The following is a 20417-nucleotide window of genomic DNA, read 5'->3' as shown; positions in this document are numbered from 1 at the left end:
AAGCATCATTCAAGACACAACATAAGACAACACAACACAAGAAAAAAAATGAGATTAAGTAACAGGAATAAAACGCCTTTTTATAGTTTTATTTATTCACTCGCGGGCATTATTCTAGTATTATGGTTGATTGCATTCATTCTTGAAATTAATAAGTTTGATGTTCTTGGCGATAAATCCTGGGTGTTGCTATTCATTCCGACTGTGATGTTGTTGTTCTTATATTTATCCGGAAGGCCGATCTTTGAGTATGACAGTGATGGCGAAGCGCTTAATTTTAGAAATTGCCACATTCTTTTTCTACTTTCACAAAACAATGCAAAAGATGAATTTCCAAAGTATAAGTTGATCAAATATAATGTGGTCAATGTTTTGATGTTCAGTACATTATATGTTTATGTTTCGAGTAAGAAAAGCAATGTTGTCATTCTCAAATATGATCTTACATTTATGACAAAAAAGGAAATCAAAGATTTGAAATTCTCTCTGAACAAAGTTGTAAAAACCAATGGTGAAACCAGTAAAGATGATAATACAGTAATAGATTAATGGAAGAAAGTACACATCACGAAGAAAGCCTGAAGAAAGTTTCGGGACTGTATAAAGATTGGTTCCTGGATTATGCGTCTTACGTGATCTTGGACAGGGCGATTCCTTCTATCTTTGATGGATTCAAGCCGGTTCAGCGTCGGATCATGCACTCGATGCGTGAGCTTGAAGACGGGCGTTACAATAAAGTGGCAAATGTCGTAGGAAACACGATGAAGTACCATCCACACGGCGATGCATCAATCACCGATGCCATGGTTCAATTGGGTCAAAAAGAATTGCTGATCGATACTCAGGGAAACTGGGGAAATATCTACACAGGAGATTCTGCAGCGGCAGCCAGATATATTGAAGCGAGACTGACACCTTTTGCTCTGGATGTGGTCTTCAACCCAAAAACGACGCAGTGGACAAAATCTTACGACGGTAGAAACAATGAGCCGATCGACCTTCCTGTAAAATTCCCATTACTGCTTGCACAAGGCGTTGAAGGAATTGGCGTAGGACTTTCCACCAAGATCATGCCTCACAATTTCAACGAGTTGATCACAGCTTCCATTCTTCACCTCAAAGGCAAAAAGTTTGAGTTGTTCCCAGATTTTCTAACAGAAGGAATGTTGGACGTTACCAATTACAACGATGGGAAACGTGGCGGAAAAATACGAGCCAGAGCCAGAATCACTCAAAAAGATAAACACACACTCACGATTACAGAATTGCCTTTCTCCAAAAATACAGGCGACCTGATCGATAGTATTATTAAGGCTAATGAGCGCGGGAAGATCAAGATCAAAAAAATTGAGGACAACACGTCCGATCTGGTGGAGATCAATATCCATCTACATCCCGATGTTTCGCCAGACAAAACGATAGACGCTCTTTACGCCTTCACAGATTGCGAAGTTCCGATCTCTCCAAATGCCTGCGTAATCGTTGGAGACAAACCCATGTTCCTCTCAGTTTCGGATATTCTGAAACACAATACCGATCATACGGTTTCTTTATTGAAAAAAGAATTGGAAATCGAACTGCACGAGTTGCAGGAAAACTGGCATTTCTCCTCATTGGAAAGGATTTTCATCGAGAATAGGATTTACCACGATATTGAAGAAGTCAAGTCTTGGGAAGATGTCATCAAAACCATTGATGAAGGCTTGAAACCGCACACCAAACATTTGCTGAGAGCCGTTACAGAAGAAGATATTCTGAGATTGACGGAAATTCGGATCAAAAGAATTTCACGTTTCGACTTAGATAAATTCAAGGAAAATATTATCGCATTAGAAGGAAAGATCGAGCAGGTCAAACACCATTTGGCAAACTTGATAGCCTATGCAATTGATTATTACACCAATATCCAAAAAAAATACGGAAAAGGAAAAGAAAGAAAAACCGAATTAAGGATTTTCGATACGATCGATGCGAGTAAAGTGGCGGTCGCTAATGAAAAATTCTACGTCAATTGGGAGGAAGGTTTCATTGGAACTTCACTCAAAAAAGACGAGTTCCTGTTCGATTGTTCTGATATAGACGACATCATCACGTTCCAAAAAGATGGAACAATGAAGGTGGTGAAAGTGGAAGGCAAAACGTTCATCGGCAAAAATATCGTCCACGTTGCGATCTGGAAAAAGAATGATAAACGCACCGTTTACAACTCGATCTATCGCGAAGGCCGTGAAGGTCCTTATTATATGAAACGTTTCTCTGTAACAGGCGTTACGAGAAATACAGATTACAAATTGGCGTCTGACAAGAAAGGTTCGGAAATGCTATATTTCTCCGCCAATCCAAATGGCGAGGCAGAAGTGGTTTCTGTTCTATTAAAACCAAATGCCAGAGTCAGAAAGAACAAGATCGATATCGATTTCTCAGAAATTGCCATCAAAGGCCGTGATTCCAAAGGAAATCTGGTGACAAAATATGCAGTCAAGAAAGTCGATTTGAAAGAAGAAGGCGTTTCCACATTAGCACCAAGAAAGATCTGGTTCGATGATTCCGTAAGACGTCTCAATGCCGACGGACGCGGAACTTTGCTCGGAAGTTTCAAAGGCGACGACAGAATTTTGACAATCAATTCTCAAGGCGAAGCCAAGTTGGTTTCCTTCGATCTCATGAACCGTTTCGACGACGAATATCTGATCCTCGAAAAATGGAAACCCGAACAAGCGATCACCTGCATCTATTTCGATGGCGAAAAGGACAAATATTTTGTGAAACGTTTCCTACTGGAAGCTACACCAAATATTCAATCGTTCTTCAACAATGAGAATCCGAAATCCTTCTTGGAATTTGTCACCACGGAGGTTGGAGCCATTGCAGAACTCGTTTTCCCGAAGATCAAAGACAAACAAAAAGACCCAGAAACAGTAGACCTGGACGAATTTATCACAGTCAAAGGAATCAAAGCGATTGGAAATCAATTGACAAAAGATAAAGTCAAAAATATCAACATCACCATTCCAGAACCACCGGAAATCATAGAAGAAGAGCCGGAAATGGAAGAAACATCAGACGAAGATCTGGACGACGACGGCGGAACCATCGGAAGTCTTTTTGACGAAGAAAACAATTAAAATCTAAAAAAAATGGACAGTTCATTATATAGCCTTGTCATCATCATTGCAGTCACTTGTGTCATCAGTTACATTGGGTTTCAGCAGCCGGAGTTTTTCCAGAAGTACAAATTCGAGGTCGGCGCCATCCAAAGACGAAAAGAATATCTCAGACTTCTGTCTGCCGGATTTTTGCATGGCGACTTCATGCACTTGTTCTTCAACATGTACACGCTCTACATCTTCGCACCGATTGCATTGATGGGATTTCACGTCTACGGATTCCTGATCATCTACTTCGGGTCCATGATCCTGGGAAATCTATTTTGCCTGTACCATTACCGCAACGTGCCATTTTATTCAGCAATTGGAGCCAGTGGAGGCGTTTCGGGGATTTTGTTTGCAGCCGTAGCTTTGGCGCCCAAAGAGATTGAGATCTGGTTCATCCCAGGTTATCTTTTCGGAGCCATCTATTTCGGATATTCTGTTTACATGATGCTCAATCCAAGAGCCAATGACAATATCGGTCACGCAGCGCATCTCGGTGGCGCATTTTTCGGATTGGTCTACGCGGTGATCGTCTACCCAGAATTTGCGATGAAGAATGCTTTGCCCATTGGAATTATGGCATTACCACTGATCTATTTGGCGTACGAGATCTTCGTGAAAAAGAGAATCGGATAAATCCCTTCCCTGAAGGGGTGACAATGTGTCGAAGGCGCAATTGACAGGGTGGTTTAGGAGCAAGACGTTTAAAGTTTTGTTCCACGTTTCCAACCCGCTGTCCACTATATCTTTTTCTCGGTGCCAAAGCTCAGCCCTAGCCACCGAGAAAAAGGATGCCGTTCCCATCGGGGCTATGTTCACGCTTTTCCCTTCTTTCAAGATCAAAAAAATTCCCCTTCTATGAAGGGGTGGCAAGGCGCAGAAGGCGAATTGACGGGGTAGTTCTGCAAGCGATCAAGAAAGTCCATCAGTAAGATTTCCAACAAAATTGATTTGTCTTCCTTTATTGCTTTCCAAAATGAAATCCCGCAAACTCTTACTTTCATATTTTCCAAAATCACCAACAATCGCTAAACGAACTCTGTAATTTGAAAACTTTTGCAAAATTTCTCCAGCCAATTTGTTCTTTAGATCAAAAAAATCAGGCGTCAGATTTTTCTCAGAGATCACCAGTTTATCAAAACCTTGATAATAAAGATTTCCCACCAGATCCAGCGCATCTTCCACAGAATTGATGATGATTTCCTCAGAAACAACTTCTGCAATTTTCTCTTCGTTGGTGATATGTGTTCTTATTTCCATCCTTATTTTCTCCCAAAGATCATCCTGTCATTCCCCGAAATATCTTTCAAAAGCTCAACTTCGGAAAAACTTTCTTGATACAATTCCAAAGTTTCTTTCCCCAATTTCTGATTGATCTCTAAAAACAAAAGTCCATGTTCCGCCAAATGATCTTTGCAGTCTTCCGCAATTTTCTTGTAGAAGATCAAAGCGTCCGAAGTAGGAGAGAAGAGCGCCAAGTTTGGCTCAAAACCTTTTACAGAATCCTCGATCTCAGGATTTTCCTCAATGCCAATGTAAGGCGGATTGCTGATGATCACATCATAGCTTTCGCTATCAGTCTGAGCGGAGTCAAAGACTTTATTCAAATAATCTTGGTGGATGAAATTAATTTCTGTCCTGTGAAATTCCGCGTTCCTTTTCGCCACTTCCAAAGCATCAATAGAAATATCGATCGCCGAAACTTCCGCTTCCGGAAAGTGTTTCTTCAAAACAACCGGAATAATTCCGCTTCCGGTTCCAATGTCGAGAATTTTTATTGGAGTGTTTGAGTGTTTGAGTGTTTGAGAGTTAGAGCGTTCATTATCGTCATCAGTTTCATGCTGAGGAGTTAGCTCTGATTCCACTTTGTCAGCCTGAGATTCTCGAAGACTTTCTGTTTCTAAATTGTCAGTCTGAACGGAGTCGAAGACCTTTGATTCTTGGATCTCAAATCTTGAATCTTGAATCCTTTTTATAGCCAACTCCAAAAGTTCCTCCGTTTCCGGTCTTGGGATCAAAACATGTTCATTCACAAAGAATTTCATTCCATAAAATTCCGTTTCACCAAGGATCTGTTGAAAAGGTTTTCCTGTTTTTAATTCACAAATAACTCCAGAAAATTTGTTGGAATTGCTTTCTGATAATTCGTTTTCCAAACTATATCGCAATTCAATCTTATTCAAATCCAAATAATGTTCACAGAAAATCGAGAACAATTCCTCAATCTCAGATTTGGAATAGAGTTCAGAAAGTTCTGCTTGAAAAAGAATCTTGATTTCGGAAAGCTTCATAATGGAATTTGTCGCAAAGTCGCAAAAATTAATTGATTGACAAAACGAAAAAGTCGCAAAATAATTTGCGACTTCTAATTGATATGCGATTTATAATCTTGTGATGAAAAATTCTATCTCGTAAAAACCAAATTAGTTTCAGTAGAAAGTTTTTCATCAAACAAATAATTCTCGTAATTGAAAGCTTTAATTTCATCCAAAGTTTTCACTTGTTTCTCGGCGCAGAAACGCAGAACCAATCCACGAGCGTGTTTCGTGTAGACCACAATGGTTTTCAATTTTCCGTCTGGCTGTATTTGCTTGAATTCAAAATCGATGACTTTCGCCTTCAACGCTTTTTTGTCAATGACTTTGAAATATTCTGTACTCGCCAGATTTATGAGCAATTCTCCCTTTTTAAGTTCAGAATTCAGTTGTTCCGTCACTTTTTCGGTCCAGAATTCGTAGATGTTTTTGTAAGAATCAAATTTGAATGGTCGTCCCATTTCCAGTCTGTACAACATCACTTTGTCTGACGGCTTCAACAATCCATAAAGCCCAGACAGGATCCTGTAATTTTTCTGAAGATATTCTACCGCTTGTTTGTCCAAAGTTTTGGCATCCAAACCTCGGTAAACTTCGCCTGTGAAAGCAAACATTGCCGGCGCTGAATTTTTTGCCGTAGGTTTTGCGCTCCATTTTTGATTGCGTTCCCAGTTTTCATCAGCCAATTTGGTAGAGATTTCCATCAATTCAGAAAGATATTTTGGAGATTTCTCTTTTAAATGGGATTGGATAAATTCAGAATCCTTGATGAATTTCGGAGTTGTAAATCTCAAAAATTCCGTCGAATTTTCGATGTTCATCAATTTTGCTGGAGAAGTAACGAATTTCATTGAATGGTTTAAAGTTTATGGTTTAATATTCAAAGTCTTTAACTCAAAACTTTGAATTTTGAACTTGGAATTAGAGAATCCCTTTCCCAAAGTTGTCAGTTTGAGGCTCTCGAAGACCTTTATAATATCCCTTTCCCTTGTCTCAGGATTTCCGGTTCGCCAGAAGTCAGGTCAACGATTGTGGAGGCGGTGTTGTCACCATAACCAGAATCGATGACGAGGTCAACCAATTTTTCATATTTCTCAGCAATCAATTCTGGATCTGTAGAATATTCCAAAATCTCATCATCAGCGTGAATGGACGTTGAAACGATTGGATGACCCAATTTTTCGACAATCATTTGCGGAACAATATGATCAGGAACCCGGATTCCAACCGTTTTATGACCTTTATAAGATGTCGGTAAATTTCTATTGGCTTCCAAAATGAACGTGAAAGGCCCAGGCAAATGCGCTTTCAAAAATCTGAAAGTTGCCGTTTCTATCGGTTTTGTAAATTCGGAAAGATGGCTAAGGTCGTTACAAATGATAGAGAACTTGTGCTTATCCAATTTGATCCCTTTGATCTGGGCAAGTCTTTCCATCGCTTTGTGATTGTAAATATCACAACCGATCGTGTAAATCGTATCGGAAGGGTAGATGATAACGCCACCGTTCTGCAATACCTTAACAGCTTCGTTGATAAGGTTTTCCTGTGGGTTTTCTGGATATATTTTTAGGGTTTTTGCCATGGTCAAATTTACGAATTTTAAATAAAAAAAAGAGAATCAAAAAATTGATTCTCTTAGATTGGTTGCGAGGACACGACTCGAACGTGCGACCTCCGGGTTATGAGCCCGACGAGCTACCTACTGCTCTACCTCGCGATATTGTAGTGCAAATATACAGCTTTTTTGATACAAGTCAAGTGAATTAGGGTTTTTATTTTTTTTTAGGCTAAAAATTAAATCCACAGAAGTCCTTTTGTGGAAGGCATAAAAAAATAGAATCAAAAATTTGATTCTTTTAGTTGGTTGTGAGGACAAGACTCGAACGTGCGACCTTCGGCTTTTGAGCCGGAAGAGTTAACTATTGCTCTACCTGGCGATATTATAGTGAAAATATCTAGCTTTTTAATACAAGTCAAGTGAATTGGGGTTTTTATTTTTTTAGACTAAAAATTAATTCACAGAAATCCTTTTATAAAATGCAAAAAAAAGAGAATCAGAAATTTGATTCTCTTTTTTTGGTTGCGAGGACACGACTCGAACGTGCGACCTCCGGGTTATGAGCCCGACGAGCTACCTACTGCTCTACCTCGCGATATTGTGGTGCAAAGATACATCTTTTTCGATACAAGTCAAGTTTATCAACCGAAATTTATAAATAATAATTAATTTAATTGATTTTCAAATGGTTATGGTTTTTAACTTCTTTTAACTATAAAAATAGTTGTACGATAGAAAATTAATTCTAAATTTGTATTACTAAGTTTTTAGTGATATAAGATTGATTGTTTTTAAAAGTAAAGATTATGAATAAGTTAACCAAAGCAGAAGAGCAAGTGATGCAATATCTTTGGCAAATAGAGAAAGGATTCTTGAAAGACGTTTTAGAATTGTTTCCCGAGCCAAAACCGCACACCAATACCATTTCTACAATCCTTAAGATCCTGATGGAGAAAGGCTTTGTAAGTCATAAGACCTTTGGCAGACAACACGAATATTTCCCACTCATTAGTAAAGAGAACTACAGCGGAAGATCGATCAAAAGTCTCGTGAAAAACTATTTCGAAGGTTCTTACACCAATGCTGTTTCATTTTTGGTAGAAAAAAATGAGATCAGCGTAGAAGATCTGGAACTTTTGTTGGATGAACTCAAAAATAAGGACTAATGGAAGCTTTTATGTTTTATTTGGGCAAGATGATCCTGGGTTCAGGGGTGATGTTTGCTTACTATTTGTTATTCTTAAAGGATAAAACATTTCACCATTACAATCGTTTTTACCTTTTACTGACGGTTATTATCAGCTTGGTCCTGCCACTGATAAAGGTTTCGTACTTCACCATCGAGACCAATCAGAATTTTTACTTGTTGCTAAGTCAACTCAATCAAAATCAACTACAAAACTCAACCAATGATCTCACTATTTATCAAATTCTTTATGCAATTATTGGAGTGGTTTCAATCATTCTTTTAGTTATATTAATATTAGGAATTGCGAAGATCCAGTCTATCAAAAATAAGTTTCCGAACGAGACGATAGAAGGCATCAAATTTTATCAGACTAACTTAAACAACGCACCATTTTCATTCTTCCGAAATCTGTTCTGGAAGCAATCCATCCAATTGGACTCGCCTGTAGGACAGCAGATCTTGAAGCACGAGATGGTCCACATCCAACAAAAACACAGTTGGGACAAACTCCTGATGCAGATTGTAAAATCCGTGTTCTGGTTCAATCCCGTTTTTTACTTTATCAACAAAGAAATCAATCTTATTCACGAATACTTGGCGGACAACAAGGCAGTGAAAAAATCCGATACAAGAGCATTTGCGCAGATGCTTTTGGAGAGTCATTTCTCCGGGTCGGTACTTCCTGTCACGAGTCCTTTTTTATCATCTAACCTCAAAAAAAGACTTAAAATGCTTACAAAAAACCAAACCAAGTACAGCTACGCACGCAAACTTTTTGCGCTACCAATTTTATTCTTTATGGTATTTGCCTATATGGTAAATGCGAAAAATAAAGAGATCACAGAAACGAACAAAGCTATAGAAATAGCGGTAAACGAGCTTAAAAATGACACAATTAAACCTCAAACTTCTGAGCTAGATAGTTTGTCGACCGAGCATCAGAGACAAACTCGCGTCTATTCCGATGCTTTGCAGGAAGACCATTTGAAGATGTCGGCAATCAGTAAAAAAATGGCTGACAAGGGCAAAGAATTATCAGCACTTAAAAAAGCTAAGAAAGGGGAGACACCTGAATACAAAGCTTTGGAGAAAGATATGGAAACGCTTGCCAGTCAAATGGAAAATATTGTAGGCTCTGACAATTACAAAAACAATATCAAAGGATTGGCGGACAATGCGGAAGCGGTAGATAAAATGTATAACTCTCCGGCATTCAAGAGAAAAATCGCCGATGTAGAAAAGAAAGCCAAAGAAACGGAAGCCTATTACAATTCTCCGAAATTCAAGAAAAAAATTGCCGATGTAGAGAAAAAGGCTAAAGAAACAGAAGCGTATTACAGTTCTCCAGAGTTCAAGAAAAAAATCGCCGATGTAGAAAAAAAAGCCAGAGAAACAGAAGCATATTACAATTCTCCAGAGTTCAAAAAAAGAATTGCTGACGCTGAGAAATTAGCTAAAATAGCTTCCGATGATATTGGAAAGGTCTACAGTGAAGCAGAGTTTCAAAAGATGATCACAGATCAGTTTGGAAAGTATGCATTTTCGGATGGTACTGTAAGGTATTTCAAAGACGATTATATTTTTCCAAAAGTTGACGGTCTTACTGAAAACTTTAATTTTAGTTGGTCAGACGGTGCTTTAGATTCGGCCAAGTCAAATTTGTCCCCGAAAGAATTGAAAAAGCTGGAGAAAAAAAGAAAAGAGTTGCAAAAGAAGCAAAACGAATTGTTGGAAGAGCAGAAAAAACTTCAGAAAAAGCAACAAGAGCTTAACAAAGAAGCGCGTAAAAACAATCCTTATTCGGTGACTTTCAATTCAAGACCTGATCAACTGAAGCTTTTGACCACTAACAAAAATATATTGTATATAACTCCGCCACAACAAATTGTCAGAGCTAATCAGACATTACCAATTAATTCAAAAACGGCCGAGGTTTATGTCAATGGAAAAAAAGTGGATTATAAAGCGCTAGAATCTTTAAATCCCACTGATATTTCCAAAATGGAAATTTTCAAAACAAATCCTAATGGGATTTCAACGATAGAAGTCACTACAAAATAAGACAAATATATATAACACTACAGCCGGTTCGCCGGCTTTTTTAATCTCAAAATATGAAAAAACTACTTTTACTTTTTGTTCTTTTAGGAACTTTGACGTTCGCTCAAAACAAACGTTTTATCTACGAATACAAACTGATTCCGGACTCTACCGATGTTTCCGATGTCAAAACCGAAATGATGTATCTGGACACGTCAAAAGATGGCTCCAAGTATTACAGCTACACGGTCTTCAACTCCGATTCTATCATGAAGGCAGATCTGGAACGCCAGCTGAAGGCAACGGGTTCTATCAATATTACGCCGCCGATGAAAAAGCCTGTGGTAAGATACTCCGTGACTAAAACTTACCCGGATTATAAAACTTTTATTCACAGAAGACTTTCTATGGATGCCTATAAAGTTTCCGACGATCGAAAGATCAAGTGGAAGGTCTCATCAGAAAAAGAAAAGATTGGTGAATGGAATGCCCAAAAAGCAGAAGCAGATTTCGCCGGCAGACATTGGACTGCATGGTTTTCTACAGAAATTCCCATTCAAGATGGACCATACAAATTCAGTGGTTTGCCTGGATTGATCGTGAAAATAGAAGACAAAACCGGTTCTCACAAAATGGAACTGAAAGGCATCAGAAATATCACTGGTGATCTGGATATCAATGTTTTTGAGGCTAAGGAAGTGGCCATCAATTCAAAGCAGTTTCAAAAAGTTTTGAAGGAATATGAGAATGATCCTACAAAAGGCATCAAACAAATGCAGATGGGCGGCGCAAATATCATAATGACAGGAAAAGATGGAACCGCTTTAAAGTTTGCAAAGGAGCAGGAAGATCGTTTGAAAGCCCAGATCAAAAAGGATAATAACAGGATTGAGCTGGATATCATCAATTGATTTTTCAATAACCAAAAACTGAAACCATGAAAAAACATTTCGTATCAATCTTTCTTTTTCTTTCTATTCTAAGCTTTTCGCAGAATCAGAGATTTTATTACGATTATCAATTCCAGACAGATTCTACAGATGTGGAGACAAAAAAATCAGAATTAATGGTTTTGGATGTTGATAAAAAAGGCTCCAAATATTACAGCGAATATGTCTATCAAAATGACTCTTTGATGAATGCTCATTTTAGCAAAAATATGGCAACGCACAGTGATGAGCCTTTTCCGATGTCTGGCAAAGAAGGTGTTGTGACCCATAAAATTTTAAAATCTTACCCGGATTTCAAAATTAATCATGTCGTTTCATTGGATATGACGCTATATAATGCCAGTCAACAGGTGAAAATGAATTGGAAAATTCTTGCTGATAAAAACAGTATTGGAAACTGGTCTGTTCAGAAAGCAGAAACAAATTTTGCGGGCAGACATTGGATTGCTTGGTTTTCAGCAGATATTCCTGTTCAGGACGGACCTTATAAATTCCATGGTTTGCCAGGACTTATTGTGAAATTAGAAGACAAGTTAGGCTATTACAAGTTTGAACTGAAAGGAATTAAAAATAATATTCTTGAAAGAAATATTTTTGCATTCGAATGGGAAAAACCAATTCCAATTGACTACAAAAAGTATCAAATCATCTATAAAAATTACAGAAAGGATCCAACTGCAAATTTCAGAAGAAAAGCCAGCGAAGGTGAACTCTACATGACAGACGAAGCAGGAAATAAAATGAGTGGTCCCGAATTGATAAAATCGCAAGAAAGACAGGCAATAGAGCAAATGAAAAAGAACAACAACATTCTAGAACTCGATTTGTTGAAATAAAAAAACGCCACTGGAAAGTGGCGTTTTGTACTATATTAAATGGATGATTTTTTCTTCAGTTCATCGCGGATCTCTGCTAGCAAAACATCTGTAGAAGACGGTCCAGCTGGAGCAGCTTCTTCTTTTTTGTTAACTTTGTTAGCCGCTTTTATCAATAAGAATAAAACGAATGCAATGACCAAGAAACTGATAACAGAGGAAAGGAAATTTCCGTAAGTCACACCATTCCAAGCCAACTCTTTGATGTTTTCTGCACCAGCAGCTTTCAAAGCCGGCGTTAGTAATAGAGGCGTGATCACATCATCAACCAATGATTTTACAATTGCACCAAATGCACCACCGATGATCACACCGACTGCCAGATCCACCACATTGCCTTTGAAGGCAAACTCTTTAAATTCTTTTACAAATCCCATAGTTGTATTTTTATATTAATTGACAAAAATATAATTTTTTTATTAAAATCGATTTATTTTTTGACATCCAATAATCATTTTATTAACTAAATTTGATTAGAATTAATGATATTGATTATGAAAATTCTGACAGCTCAACAGATCAAAGAATGCGATTTTGCAACCATCGAAAAAGGAATTTCGTCTATCAACTTGATGGAAAAAGCAGCGAAATTTTGTGTAGATTGGATCGAGGTCAATTTTAGGTCAACTCAGAAATTTTTGATCTTTTGCGGAACAGGAAACAACGGCGGCGACGGATTTGCAATCGCCAGAATGTTGTATGAAAAAGGTTATAACGTCGAAGTTTTCATTGATAAGAATAATAGGGAATTTTCTCCCGATGCCAATGTCAATTTCAAAAAGATCAAGCAAATGAGCGGAGTCGATATCAAGGATTTTTCTGATTTGATGATTAGAGATGATAAAACAGTCGTCATCGATGCTCTCTTTGGCTACGGATTGAATCGTGGATTGTCTGGCGCTACAAAAAATATCGTTGAGAAACTCAATCAAATAAAAATACCTAAAATTTCAATCGATATTCCAACCGGATTGTTTGCAGATAAGATCATTGAGGAAAATTCAACAGTTTTGAAAGCCGATTTCACTTTGACCTTCCAATTCTACAAAAAGAGTTTTCTCCATCCGGAAACTGGAAAATCCTGTGGTAAGATCATCGTTTTGGATATTAATCTTGATGAAGATTTTATTGATGTCATTAAAACTTATTATTTCGTTATCGACGAAGATTTAATCAAAGAAATTTATAGACCACGAGATGATTTCAGTAACAAAGGGACGTACGGTAAAAGTATTTTGGTTGGCGGAAGTTATGGCAAGATCGGTGCGATTCTCATGTCAACATTGTCGGCTTTGAAGACCGGAAGTGGCTTGACTTTCACAATTGCTCCGGAATGTGGAAATCTGATTCTGCAATCTCAAGTTCCGGAAGCCATGTTCATAGGTTGTGGAGAAAAATATATAGAAAAATTTGAGATCCAGGACAAAGCAGTTTACGGCATTGGGCCAGGTTTCGGAAAAGAAAAACAAACGCAAAACGCGCTACTTGATTTCTTAGAAAATTATCACGATCCAATAGTTCTGGATGCCGATGCGCTCAATATCTTGGCGGAAACTGATGGAATGAGATTAATCCCAAAGAACTCGGTCATCACGCCACATCCGTTGGAATTTGAAAGGCTCTTTGGAAAAACTGAGAATTCCTTTGAAAGATTAAAACTGGCTAGAACAAAAGCTGAGGAATTACAAATTTTTATCGTTCTCAAAGACCATCACACTGCGGTCATCACTCCTGGTAAAAAGGTTTACTACAACATCACTGGCAATTCCGGAATGGCAAAAGGCGGAAGCGGCGATGTGCTGACAGGTATTTTAACGTCTTTAATTTCTCAAAAATATGACATCGAAAAAGCCTGCATCTTCGGTGTTTGGCTACACGGAAAAGCAGGCGATCTTGCGGCTGAACAATTCTCCAAAGAATCGATGTTGCCAACGGATCTCATCCATAAAATAGGAGAGGTTTTCAAATCTTTATCAAGCTGAAGCTTTCGAAGTTCGCTTTCGTGGGGTTTTCGAAGGTTTCATTTTCGATTTCAACATATAGAGGACGCCGACTTCCGTTTCCGATAGATTTTCATTTTTCTTCAAAAGTCTCTTGATCTCTTTTTGAAAGTAATGAACAGTGTGGCCGTTTTTGTAATGTTCAAAAATTCTTGGGTCAATGTAAGAATCTCTTGCGACGGAAGGCGTATTTCCTAATTTTTCGGAGACGCCAACGATGGCATTTCGGATTCTTTTCTTAAGCTCTTTTTGCTGTTTTTCTTCGCAAATTCCTAGTTCGTCCAGGATTCCAGCTGCGATCATCGTTCCGGCCCAGGTTCGGAAATCTTTTGCAGAAAATTCCGCACCCATTATTTCCCGGATGTAATCGTTCAAATCCTGACTTTCTACCGTGATCAGATTGTTGTCTTTGTCATAATATTTAAAAAGTCTGTAGCCAGGCAATTCTTCCAAATCGGAGATCACTTTTGTCAATTTCGAATTGATAATGTGTTTCTCCTGAAATTTTCCCGATTTTCCTTTATAAGAAAATATCATTTCGTCACCTTCTATTGTCAAATGTTTTTTACGAATGGTCGTCAATCCATAACTTTGGTTTTGTTCAGTGTATTTCGGACTTCCTGGTCTGAAATAGGCAGAATCTAATAGTCTTACCATAGTTGCTAAAACCTTTTCACGTGTCATTTTTTTCTTTCTGAGATGTTGTCCCGTCACGCGTCGCATGTGTTCCAGATTTTCAGCAAAATGAAGGATCCTGTCAAATTTATCAGCGTCTTTCTGTGCGCGAAATTTTGGATTGTAGATGTATTGTTTCCTGCCTTTTTGATCTCTGCCAATGGCGAGGATTTTTGCACTTTTATTAGTGGTGATCTCGACATCGGTCCAAGCTGGTGGGATGACGAGAGATTGGATGTATTTTATCTTTTCCTTATCTTTTAGTTTTTCCTGTTTGTTGGTGATGTAGGAAAAACTCTTGCCGGAAACCTGTCGTGTAACTTTCATGATTTTGATTTGGTGATTTTCCTTAAACAATTAAAATGCCGATTTGATATTTTAACGATAGGCTTCATCAAATAAAGATGAACTCAGGCTTTTATGATTTTATTAACAAAGAGAAAGGTCGCTTATTAAACGAAAATTTCTATTTTAGCAAAAATTTTATTGATGCCAAAGACAGTTGACGATTTTAATAAAAGCAGACTCAGATCCAGTAATATTACCGTGGTCATCAGTATTTCACTGGTTTTATTCCTTGTAGGATTATTTGGATTAATATTGATCAATGCTCAGAAATATTCGGATTATATCAAGGAACAATTGGTTGTGGAAGCTTACTTCGAGGAGTATCTCGATCCACGCGATTCTGCAAAAACTTTGAAATTCCAGGAGGAAACTTTTGCCAAGATCAAAGAACAGAACTACGTGAAACAAGCAAGATACATCTCAAAACAACAGGCGACTGTTTTGGCGAAGAAACAGTTGGGAATCGATGCGGACGCACTTTTTGAAGAGGATATTTTTCCAGCATCTGTAGAGGTGACCTTGAAGCCAGAATTTGTAGATCCGGCAAAAATTGATGGAGTTGTAAAGCAACTGAAAGCAATCAATGGTGTGAAAGATGTCGCAAATGACAACCAGTTGACCATCGATGTTTATAACAATCTGAACAGGATCCTGACATGGATCTTAGCATTTTCAATTTTATTCTTGATTGTAGCAATTGTCTTAATTAATAATTCAATTAGACTGAAGATTTTCTCTAAACGATTCATTATCAAAACAATGCAGTTGGTTGGTGCGAAGAGAAGGTTCATTTTAATGCCTTTCATCAAGGAAGCTTTGATTCTTGGTTTGATAGGTTCCTTTATTGGACTATTGGCTTTGGGTGGACTTTGGTATTACTTTACAAGCCAGATCGGAACGCCTTTCGTGCAGGATACGAACCAATATGTTTTCCTTGTGATCATCATTTTGTTGGTTGGTGTTTTCATTACCGTTGCAAGTACTATCTTTGCAACCTGGAGATTCCTGAGAAGCAACGTGGATGACCTTTATTATTCTTAAAAATGGCTAAAAAAACAAACAAATATTCTGCAGACCAGTACGGCAAATCCACTGAAACTGTGGAGAGAAAAACGTTCTATTTCGGAAACAAGAATTTCAAATTGATGTTGATCGGTTTGGGAATGATTGTCCTGGGATTTGTCCTGATGATGGGCGCTGATGCGAACACAACACCAGATGGTAAATTCGACCCTAACTATTGGAATGAAGATATTTTTTCTTTCAGAAGGATCAGAATAGCTCCGTTATTTGTCATCGCAGGATTTGTGATCCAGATCGTTGCGATATTGAAAAGAAACAAAGATTAAAATTTAAACAAAATACAAATACAAACTTTGTCTTGGTTCTATACTGAGACAAAGTTTTTTTTAATTAAACTAAGAACAATGGATTTAATCAAAGCGATCATTATTGCGATCATAGAAGGTCTTACCGAATATTTGCCGATCTCTTCAACCGCTCACATGGGTTTTGCCGCCAATCTGATGGGACTTGAGGAAACCGAATTTCTAAAGATGTTTCAGGTTTCTATCCAATTTGGAGCAATACTTTCCGTGGTTGTAGCGTATGGCAAAAAGTTCTTTGATTTCAGCAATCTTCAATTCTATTACAAATTGGCGTTTGCGGTGATGCCGGCTTTGATTATTGGTTTTTTCTTAGACGACGTGATAGAATCCGTTTTGGGAAATCAAATCGCCATTTCCTCCGTTTTGGTTTTGGGTGGTGTTGTCTTGTTGTTCGCGGACAGTTGGTTCAAGAATCCTGTCATCCACGATGAGAAAGAGATCACCATCAAAAAAGCAGTGACCATCGGTTTCTGGCAATGTTTGGCAATGATGCCCGGGACGAGTAGGAGTGCGGCTTCCATCATTGGCGGAATGGCACAAGGCCTATCCAGAAAAGCTGCGGCTGAGTTTTCATTTTTCCTGGCAGTTCCTACGATGTTGGCGGTGACGCTTTATTCTGTTTTCGTGAAAACTTGGGGTAAAGAAACACTTCATCCACAAAAAGGTTATGAGATGATCTTGGAATCTCAGGACCACATTACGATCTTCATTGTTGGAAACATTGTAGCATTTGTCGTGGCTTGGATTGCTATCAAATCTTTCATTAGTTTATTAAATAAATATGGTTTCAAACCTTGGGGTTGGTACAGGATTGTGGTTGGAATCGCGCTGTTGGTTTATTTTTATTGGTTTAAATAGATTTTATTAATATGATGAAAAATTACTTTTTAACCTTTATCTTCTGCTTCGTGGCATTATCAAAAGTCTCGGCCAAGAGATATTATGTCAATCAGAATGCTGAAGGCAATAATAGTGGACTTTCGTGGGGCAATGCGTTTACTACAATTCAAAATGCTTTAGGTGTGGCGACCTCAGGTGATGAAATATGGGTTGCTGCTGGCACTTATTATCCTACGTCATCATTAGACAGAGATGCATCATTTAATATGAAAAATGGAGTCCATGTTTTTGGGGGATTTGTTGGTGTAGAATCTGACATCAGTGACAGAGACCAGACTAGTAATTTCACCATATTATCAGGAGATATTGGTGTTAAAAATGACAATTCTGACAATTCTAAGACAATAATGAGATTTGAAAGCATCAATGCTGATATCATATTCGATGGATTCAGGATTGATGGAGGAAATAATATGGCTGATGATAATATTGAAGGAGGTACAGCGATTTCTTTGATAAATAATAGTGCTAAGATTTTCCTGACGAACATAATGGTAAGTAACTGCAGGGCCTATCGAAAATCAGCTGTATATATATTTAATTCTCGTGTCAATGCTACTAGTTGTTTATTCTCAATGAATTCGTCTATCATGTTAGCTGGTGCTATTTATGCAGGTAGTAATTCCGATCTGTCGATTAGTAATTCCCAATTTGAACGTAATTCTGCTAATCTGGGTGCTGCTTTGGATTTTCAAGGTAAAAATTTGGAAATGGATAGGTGTGATATCTCTAGAAATACTTGTTCTCAAGGGAGGATTATTAATGTAGGACAAGCTGTTGAGGATTTTGTAATTAGTAATTCTTTGATAGTCGGTAATTTAGCAATTTCTGCAAATGTGTTGGCGTCAAGTAGTGTAAAGCAGAATGCTGTGAAAATTATAAATTCAACAATTGCTGGTAATAGTGCTTCAAATAGTTTTGCCTCTACTATTTACAAATATCCTGAGGCAAGTCCTATGATGATATATAATTGCATAGTGTGGGATAATGGTAATAATTTGGAAGTTAATCAGCAGAATCTCGTATATAATTCAATCGTTAAAAATGGATATAGTACAGGAATCAATGTAATTGACTCTGATCCTTTATTTAAAGCTCCCGGTAGTTCAAGCAGCGCTCCTTTTGCTGCGTCTACATATAATTACTCACTTAAAAATAATTCCCCAGCAATTAGTGCAGGCAATAATACTTTTGTTGAAGGTTACGAGAAGGATTTTTTAGGACATGATCGGATAGTTAATGGTATAGTTGACTTAGGAGCAATAGAATTTGAAGAAATCTTAGCAAGTGATGAAGCCAAAACTAGCAACAAATTCATTTACAGCAGATCTAATAAGTCAATTCTTATTCTTGATAAACAATTAGTGAATAAAACTATGGCAGTTTTCGATATGCAAGGACGGAAAATTATTGAAAATAAGATTGCGAGTAATATTGTAAAGCTTAATCTAAGTAGGGGGTTATATGTTGTACAGATTGAAAATAAAGTAATTAAAATTAATGTTGATTAAATGACCGCTGAAAACCTACAATCCGGACACATATTTCTATTGGACAAACCTTTGGATTGGACGTCATTTCAGGCAGTCAACAAGTTGAAATATAAGCTCAAAAGAGAATTCAAAGAGTTACCGAAGAAATTCAAGATTGGGCACGCGGGAACTTTGGATCCACGAGCAACAGGATTACTGATCGTTTGCACGGGTAAGTTCACAAAGAAAATTCCCGAAATCCAAGATGCGCCAAAAGAATATTGGACAGAAATAAAAATTGGCGTCCAGACCGAATCTTACGACACCGAAAAACCGGAGGTTCTTCATACCGATCATTCTCACATTACTGAGGAACAGATTCACGAAACATTAGCCAAGTTCATTGGCGAGATAGACCAGAAACCACCCGTTTTTTCAGCACTCAAAATCGATGGGAAACGTGCCTATGACCTGGCAAGAGCAGGAACGGAAGTCGAGATGAAATCCAGAAAAACCACGATCCATTATCTTAATGATATAGAGATCAATTTGCCTTTTGTCTCCTTTACGGTTGGCTGCAGCAAGGGAACATACATCCGTAGTTTGGCGCACGATATTGGTCAGGAACTAGGCGTTGGCGCATATTTGACACAGCTAAGACGGACAAAGATCGGAGACTATTCTGTAGAAGATGCAAGCTCTGATTTTATCAATGATGATCTCAATATCTCAGAATAATAAATAGCTGATGAAAAAAACTTTATTGGTGTTGACTGTTTTATTGTCCACTTCTGTATTAGCACAATCAGAAGAACATAAAAGTAAGACGATGGGCTTTTACGTAAGTCCGAATGTTCAGGTTGGTTACAATTTGGGAAATTCAATAAAAGATGGTCAAAATCAAGATTCTCCATACTATCAACAATACGTCGCGCCTTATCTTCCCAATGACTTTACTTACGGCGTTGGCGTGGTCGGCGGCTATCATCTTTTACCATTTTTTGCTTTAGGAACTGGACTGAAGTATAATTATGTCTCAGACAATCTGCATCTTCTGAATTGGACGATTCAGCCAAAATTTATCTTTGGAAAAGATGAAGGCAAGTTTGTTGTCGAATTCGAATACGGGAAGCAGTTCAACACCTCGAATATCAACAATACCCATTACTTTGGAGGAAAATTGGGCTATCAGGATTCTTTCTCAAAACAATTGATCCAAGAAGGTGGTTTGTTTATCTGTCGTTATAATTCTGATGTTTCCAATGCTTATTTCATAGGTATTTCTGTGAGTGCTACTATTTTTAGCAATAGGAATTATACAGTTTATGGTAGGGATTGAAGGCTGTAATTACCAAAAATAAATATTTACTTTTATGTTTTTTGTATCAATTTGTCCCATAGTGCCAAATATCGTTTTGCTGTAATTTGTTTTTAATGTCTTTTCTTCAAATTTTTTGAAATGTTTAATTTAAAGGTTTTGTTATATTTCCTTGTGGTATTCATGATTATTACGTAATTTAGCTATCCTTTTAAAATAAACGTTTAATTAAATTTC

At 37.7% G+C, this 20417-nt stretch carries 20 protein-coding genes and 2 tRNA genes; 14 read left to right on the top strand and 8 right to left on the bottom strand.

Features of this window, described 5'->3' with window-relative positions:
• Window positions 1-48 precede the first annotated feature (48 nt).
• From BMW39_RS10180 to BMW39_RS10170, 3 genes are read left to right on the top strand one after another with little or no spacing between them, the layout of a single operon-like run.
• Complete coding sequence (locus BMW39_RS10180; RefSeq protein WP_034975097.1) at window positions 49-549, top strand: hypothetical protein; 501 nt, start codon at window positions 49-51, stop codon at window positions 547-549.
• The gene (locus BMW39_RS10175) at window positions 549-3125 is read left to right on the top strand and encodes a DNA gyrase/topoisomerase IV subunit A (protein WP_034975095.1); all 2577 of its coding nucleotides are present in this window, start codon (window positions 549-551) and stop codon (window positions 3123-3125) included. The genes BMW39_RS10180 and BMW39_RS10175 overlap by 1 nt, the downstream gene beginning before the upstream one ends.
• Window positions 3126-3137: 12 nt before the next feature.
• Window positions 3138-3788, top strand: a complete 651-nt coding sequence (locus BMW39_RS10170; RefSeq protein WP_034975093.1) for a rhomboid family intramembrane serine protease — start codon at window positions 3138-3140, stop codon at window positions 3786-3788.
• Window positions 3789-4064: 276 nt separating this feature from the next.
• On the opposite strand, the gene BMW39_RS10165 is transcribed toward BMW39_RS10170, so the two are convergent.
• The 6 genes from BMW39_RS10165 to BMW39_RS10140 form a co-directional block, all read right to left on the bottom strand.
• Window positions 4065-4412, bottom strand: a complete 348-nt coding sequence (locus BMW39_RS10165) for a DUF4180 domain-containing protein (protein ID WP_034975091.1) — start codon at window positions 4410-4412, stop codon at window positions 4065-4067.
• Window positions 4413-4414: 2 nt separating this feature from the next.
• Complete coding sequence (locus tag BMW39_RS10160) at window positions 4415-5443, bottom strand: N5-glutamine methyltransferase family protein (protein ID WP_034975090.1); 1029 nt, start codon at window positions 5441-5443, stop codon at window positions 4415-4417.
• A gap of 113 nt (window positions 5444-5556) precedes the next feature.
• Complete coding sequence (yaaA, locus tag BMW39_RS10155) at window positions 5557-6318, bottom strand: peroxide stress protein YaaA (RefSeq protein ID WP_034975088.1); 762 nt, start codon at window positions 6316-6318, stop codon at window positions 5557-5559.
• Between the two features lie 119 nt (window positions 6319-6437).
• Window positions 6438-7049, bottom strand: a complete 612-nt coding sequence (locus BMW39_RS10150; protein WP_034964999.1) for an L-threonylcarbamoyladenylate synthase — start codon at window positions 7047-7049, stop codon at window positions 6438-6440.
• Between the two features lie 59 nt (window positions 7050-7108).
• Window positions 7109-7184 (bottom strand) — tRNA-Met (locus BMW39_RS10145).
• A 360-nt stretch (window positions 7185-7544) separates the two neighbouring features.
• Window positions 7545-7620, bottom strand: a tRNA-Met gene (locus BMW39_RS10140).
• 211 nt (window positions 7621-7831) lie between these two features.
• Between BMW39_RS10140 and BMW39_RS10135 the strand changes: the two genes are divergently transcribed.
• Genes BMW39_RS10135 through BMW39_RS10120 form a run of 4 tightly spaced genes read left to right on the top strand, consistent with a single transcriptional unit; the run spans window position 7832 to window position 12040 of the window.
• A complete protein-coding gene (locus BMW39_RS10135) occupies window positions 7832-8191 on the top strand; it encodes a BlaI/MecI/CopY family transcriptional regulator (RefSeq protein WP_034965001.1) in 360 nt (119 codons plus the stop codon).
• Window positions 8191-10275 carry a M56 family metallopeptidase gene (locus BMW39_RS10130; RefSeq protein WP_051879903.1) on the top strand — a complete coding sequence of 695 codons (2085 nt, stop codon included), beginning with the start codon at window positions 8191-8193 and terminating at the stop codon, window positions 10273-10275. Before BMW39_RS10135 ends, BMW39_RS10130 begins: the two co-directional genes overlap by 1 nt.
• A 53-nt stretch (window positions 10276-10328) precedes the next feature.
• Window positions 10329-11165, top strand: coding sequence for a GLPGLI family protein (locus BMW39_RS10125; RefSeq protein ID WP_034975086.1), 837 nt, complete (start codon window positions 10329-10331; stop codon window positions 11163-11165).
• A 26-nt stretch (window positions 11166-11191) separates the two neighbouring features.
• Window positions 11192-12040: a GLPGLI family protein gene (locus tag BMW39_RS10120; RefSeq protein WP_034975084.1), complete on the top strand. Its 849-nt coding sequence runs from the start codon at window positions 11192-11194 to the stop codon at window positions 12038-12040.
• Window positions 12041-12075: 35 nt separating this feature from the next.
• On the opposite strand, the gene mscL is transcribed toward BMW39_RS10120, so the two are convergent.
• Window positions 12076-12456, bottom strand: coding sequence for a large conductance mechanosensitive channel protein MscL (gene mscL / locus BMW39_RS10115; protein WP_034975082.1), 381 nt, complete (start codon window positions 12454-12456; stop codon window positions 12076-12078).
• Window positions 12457-12573: 117 nt separating this feature from the next.
• On the opposite strand from mscL, the gene BMW39_RS10110 reads away from it, so the two are divergent.
• Complete coding sequence (locus tag BMW39_RS10110; RefSeq protein WP_034975080.1) at window positions 12574-14061, top strand: bifunctional ADP-dependent NAD(P)H-hydrate dehydratase/NAD(P)H-hydrate epimerase; 1488 nt, start codon at window positions 12574-12576, stop codon at window positions 14059-14061.
• On the opposite strand, the gene BMW39_RS10105 is transcribed toward BMW39_RS10110, so the two are convergent.
• Window positions 14053-15081 (bottom strand): DNA topoisomerase IB, encoded by a 1029-nt coding sequence (locus BMW39_RS10105; protein WP_051879945.1) that lies wholly within the window; start codon window positions 15079-15081, stop codon window positions 14053-14055. The two genes, BMW39_RS10110 and BMW39_RS10105, sit on opposite strands and share 9 nt — an antisense overlap.
• A 162-nt stretch (window positions 15082-15243) precedes the next feature.
• Between BMW39_RS10105 and BMW39_RS10100 the strand changes: the two genes are divergently transcribed.
• From BMW39_RS10100 to BMW39_RS10075, 6 genes are all read left to right on the top strand, one after another.
• A complete protein-coding gene (locus BMW39_RS10100) occupies window positions 15244-16143 on the top strand; it encodes a cell division protein FtsX (protein ID WP_034975079.1) in 900 nt (299 codons plus the stop codon).
• A gap of 2 nt (window positions 16144-16145) precedes the next feature.
• Window positions 16146-16451, top strand: coding sequence for a DUF3098 domain-containing protein (locus tag BMW39_RS10095; RefSeq protein WP_034975077.1), 306 nt, complete (start codon window positions 16146-16148; stop codon window positions 16449-16451).
• A gap of 78 nt (window positions 16452-16529) precedes the next feature.
• Window positions 16530-17348 (top strand): undecaprenyl-diphosphate phosphatase, encoded by an 819-nt coding sequence (locus BMW39_RS10090; RefSeq protein ID WP_034975076.1) that lies wholly within the window; start codon window positions 16530-16532, stop codon window positions 17346-17348.
• An 11-nt stretch (window positions 17349-17359) separates the two neighbouring features.
• A complete protein-coding gene (locus tag BMW39_RS10085) occupies window positions 17360-18901 on the top strand; it encodes a choice-of-anchor Q domain-containing protein (RefSeq protein WP_034975075.1) in 1542 nt (513 codons plus the stop codon).
• A complete protein-coding gene (truB, locus tag BMW39_RS10080; protein ID WP_034975074.1) occupies window positions 18902-19600 on the top strand; it encodes a tRNA pseudouridine(55) synthase TruB in 699 nt (232 codons plus the stop codon).
• A 10-nt stretch (window positions 19601-19610) separates the two neighbouring features.
• Window positions 19611-20201, top strand: a complete 591-nt coding sequence (locus BMW39_RS10075; RefSeq protein WP_034975073.1) for a hypothetical protein — start codon at window positions 19611-19613, stop codon at window positions 20199-20201.
• Window positions 20202-20417 lie beyond the last annotated feature (216 nt).

Source organism: Epilithonimonas lactis (assembly GCF_900110605.1).
Taxonomy (GTDB): domain Bacteria; phylum Bacteroidota; class Bacteroidia; order Flavobacteriales; family Weeksellaceae; genus Epilithonimonas; species Epilithonimonas lactis.
This window is presented reverse-complemented; position numbering and strand designations above follow the sequence as displayed.

Bases quoted from the DNA above. Each gene is read 5' to 3' on its own strand.
- BMW39_RS10180 (WP_034975097.1), top strand. From the start codon at position 49: ATGAGATTAAGTAACAGGAATAAAACGCCTTTTTATAGTTTTATTTAT.
- BMW39_RS10175 (WP_034975095.1), top strand. From the start codon at position 549: ATGGAAGAAAGTACACATCACGAAGAAAGCCTGAAGAAAGTTTCGGGA.
- BMW39_RS10170 (WP_034975093.1), top strand. From the start codon at position 3,138: ATGGACAGTTCATTATATAGCCTTGTCATCATCATTGCAGTCACTTGT.
- BMW39_RS10165 (WP_034975091.1), bottom strand. From the start codon at position 4,412: ATGGAAATAAGAACACATATCACCAACGAAGAGAAAATTGCAGAAGTT.
- BMW39_RS10160 (WP_034975090.1), bottom strand. From the start codon at position 5,443: ATGAAGCTTTCCGAAATCAAGATTCTTTTTCAAGCAGAACTTTCTGAA.
- yaaA (WP_034975088.1), bottom strand. From the start codon at position 6,318: ATGAAATTCGTTACTTCTCCAGCAAAATTGATGAACATCGAAAATTCG.
- BMW39_RS10150 (WP_034964999.1), bottom strand. From the start codon at position 7,049: ATGGCAAAAACCCTAAAAATATATCCAGAAAACCCACAGGAAAACCTT.
- BMW39_RS10135 (WP_034965001.1), top strand. From the start codon at position 7,832: ATGAATAAGTTAACCAAAGCAGAAGAGCAAGTGATGCAATATCTTTGG.
- BMW39_RS10130 (WP_051879903.1), top strand. From the start codon at position 8,191: ATGGAAGCTTTTATGTTTTATTTGGGCAAGATGATCCTGGGTTCAGGG.
- BMW39_RS10125 (WP_034975086.1), top strand. From the start codon at position 10,329: ATGAAAAAACTACTTTTACTTTTTGTTCTTTTAGGAACTTTGACGTTC.
- BMW39_RS10120 (WP_034975084.1), top strand. From the start codon at position 11,192: ATGAAAAAACATTTCGTATCAATCTTTCTTTTTCTTTCTATTCTAAGC.
- mscL (WP_034975082.1), bottom strand. From the start codon at position 12,456: ATGGGATTTGTAAAAGAATTTAAAGAGTTTGCCTTCAAAGGCAATGTG.
- BMW39_RS10110 (WP_034975080.1), top strand. From the start codon at position 12,574: ATGAAAATTCTGACAGCTCAACAGATCAAAGAATGCGATTTTGCAACC.
- BMW39_RS10105 (WP_051879945.1), bottom strand. From the start codon at position 15,081: ATGAAAGTTACACGACAGGTTTCCGGCAAGAGTTTTTCCTACATCACC.
- BMW39_RS10100 (WP_034975079.1), top strand. From the start codon at position 15,244: ATGCCAAAGACAGTTGACGATTTTAATAAAAGCAGACTCAGATCCAGT.
- BMW39_RS10095 (WP_034975077.1), top strand. From the start codon at position 16,146: ATGGCTAAAAAAACAAACAAATATTCTGCAGACCAGTACGGCAAATCC.
- BMW39_RS10090 (WP_034975076.1), top strand. From the start codon at position 16,530: ATGGATTTAATCAAAGCGATCATTATTGCGATCATAGAAGGTCTTACC.
- BMW39_RS10085 (WP_034975075.1), top strand. From the start codon at position 17,360: ATGATGAAAAATTACTTTTTAACCTTTATCTTCTGCTTCGTGGCATTA.
- truB (WP_034975074.1), top strand. From the start codon at position 18,902: ATGACCGCTGAAAACCTACAATCCGGACACATATTTCTATTGGACAAA.
- BMW39_RS10075 (WP_034975073.1), top strand. From the start codon at position 19,611: ATGAAAAAAACTTTATTGGTGTTGACTGTTTTATTGTCCACTTCTGTA.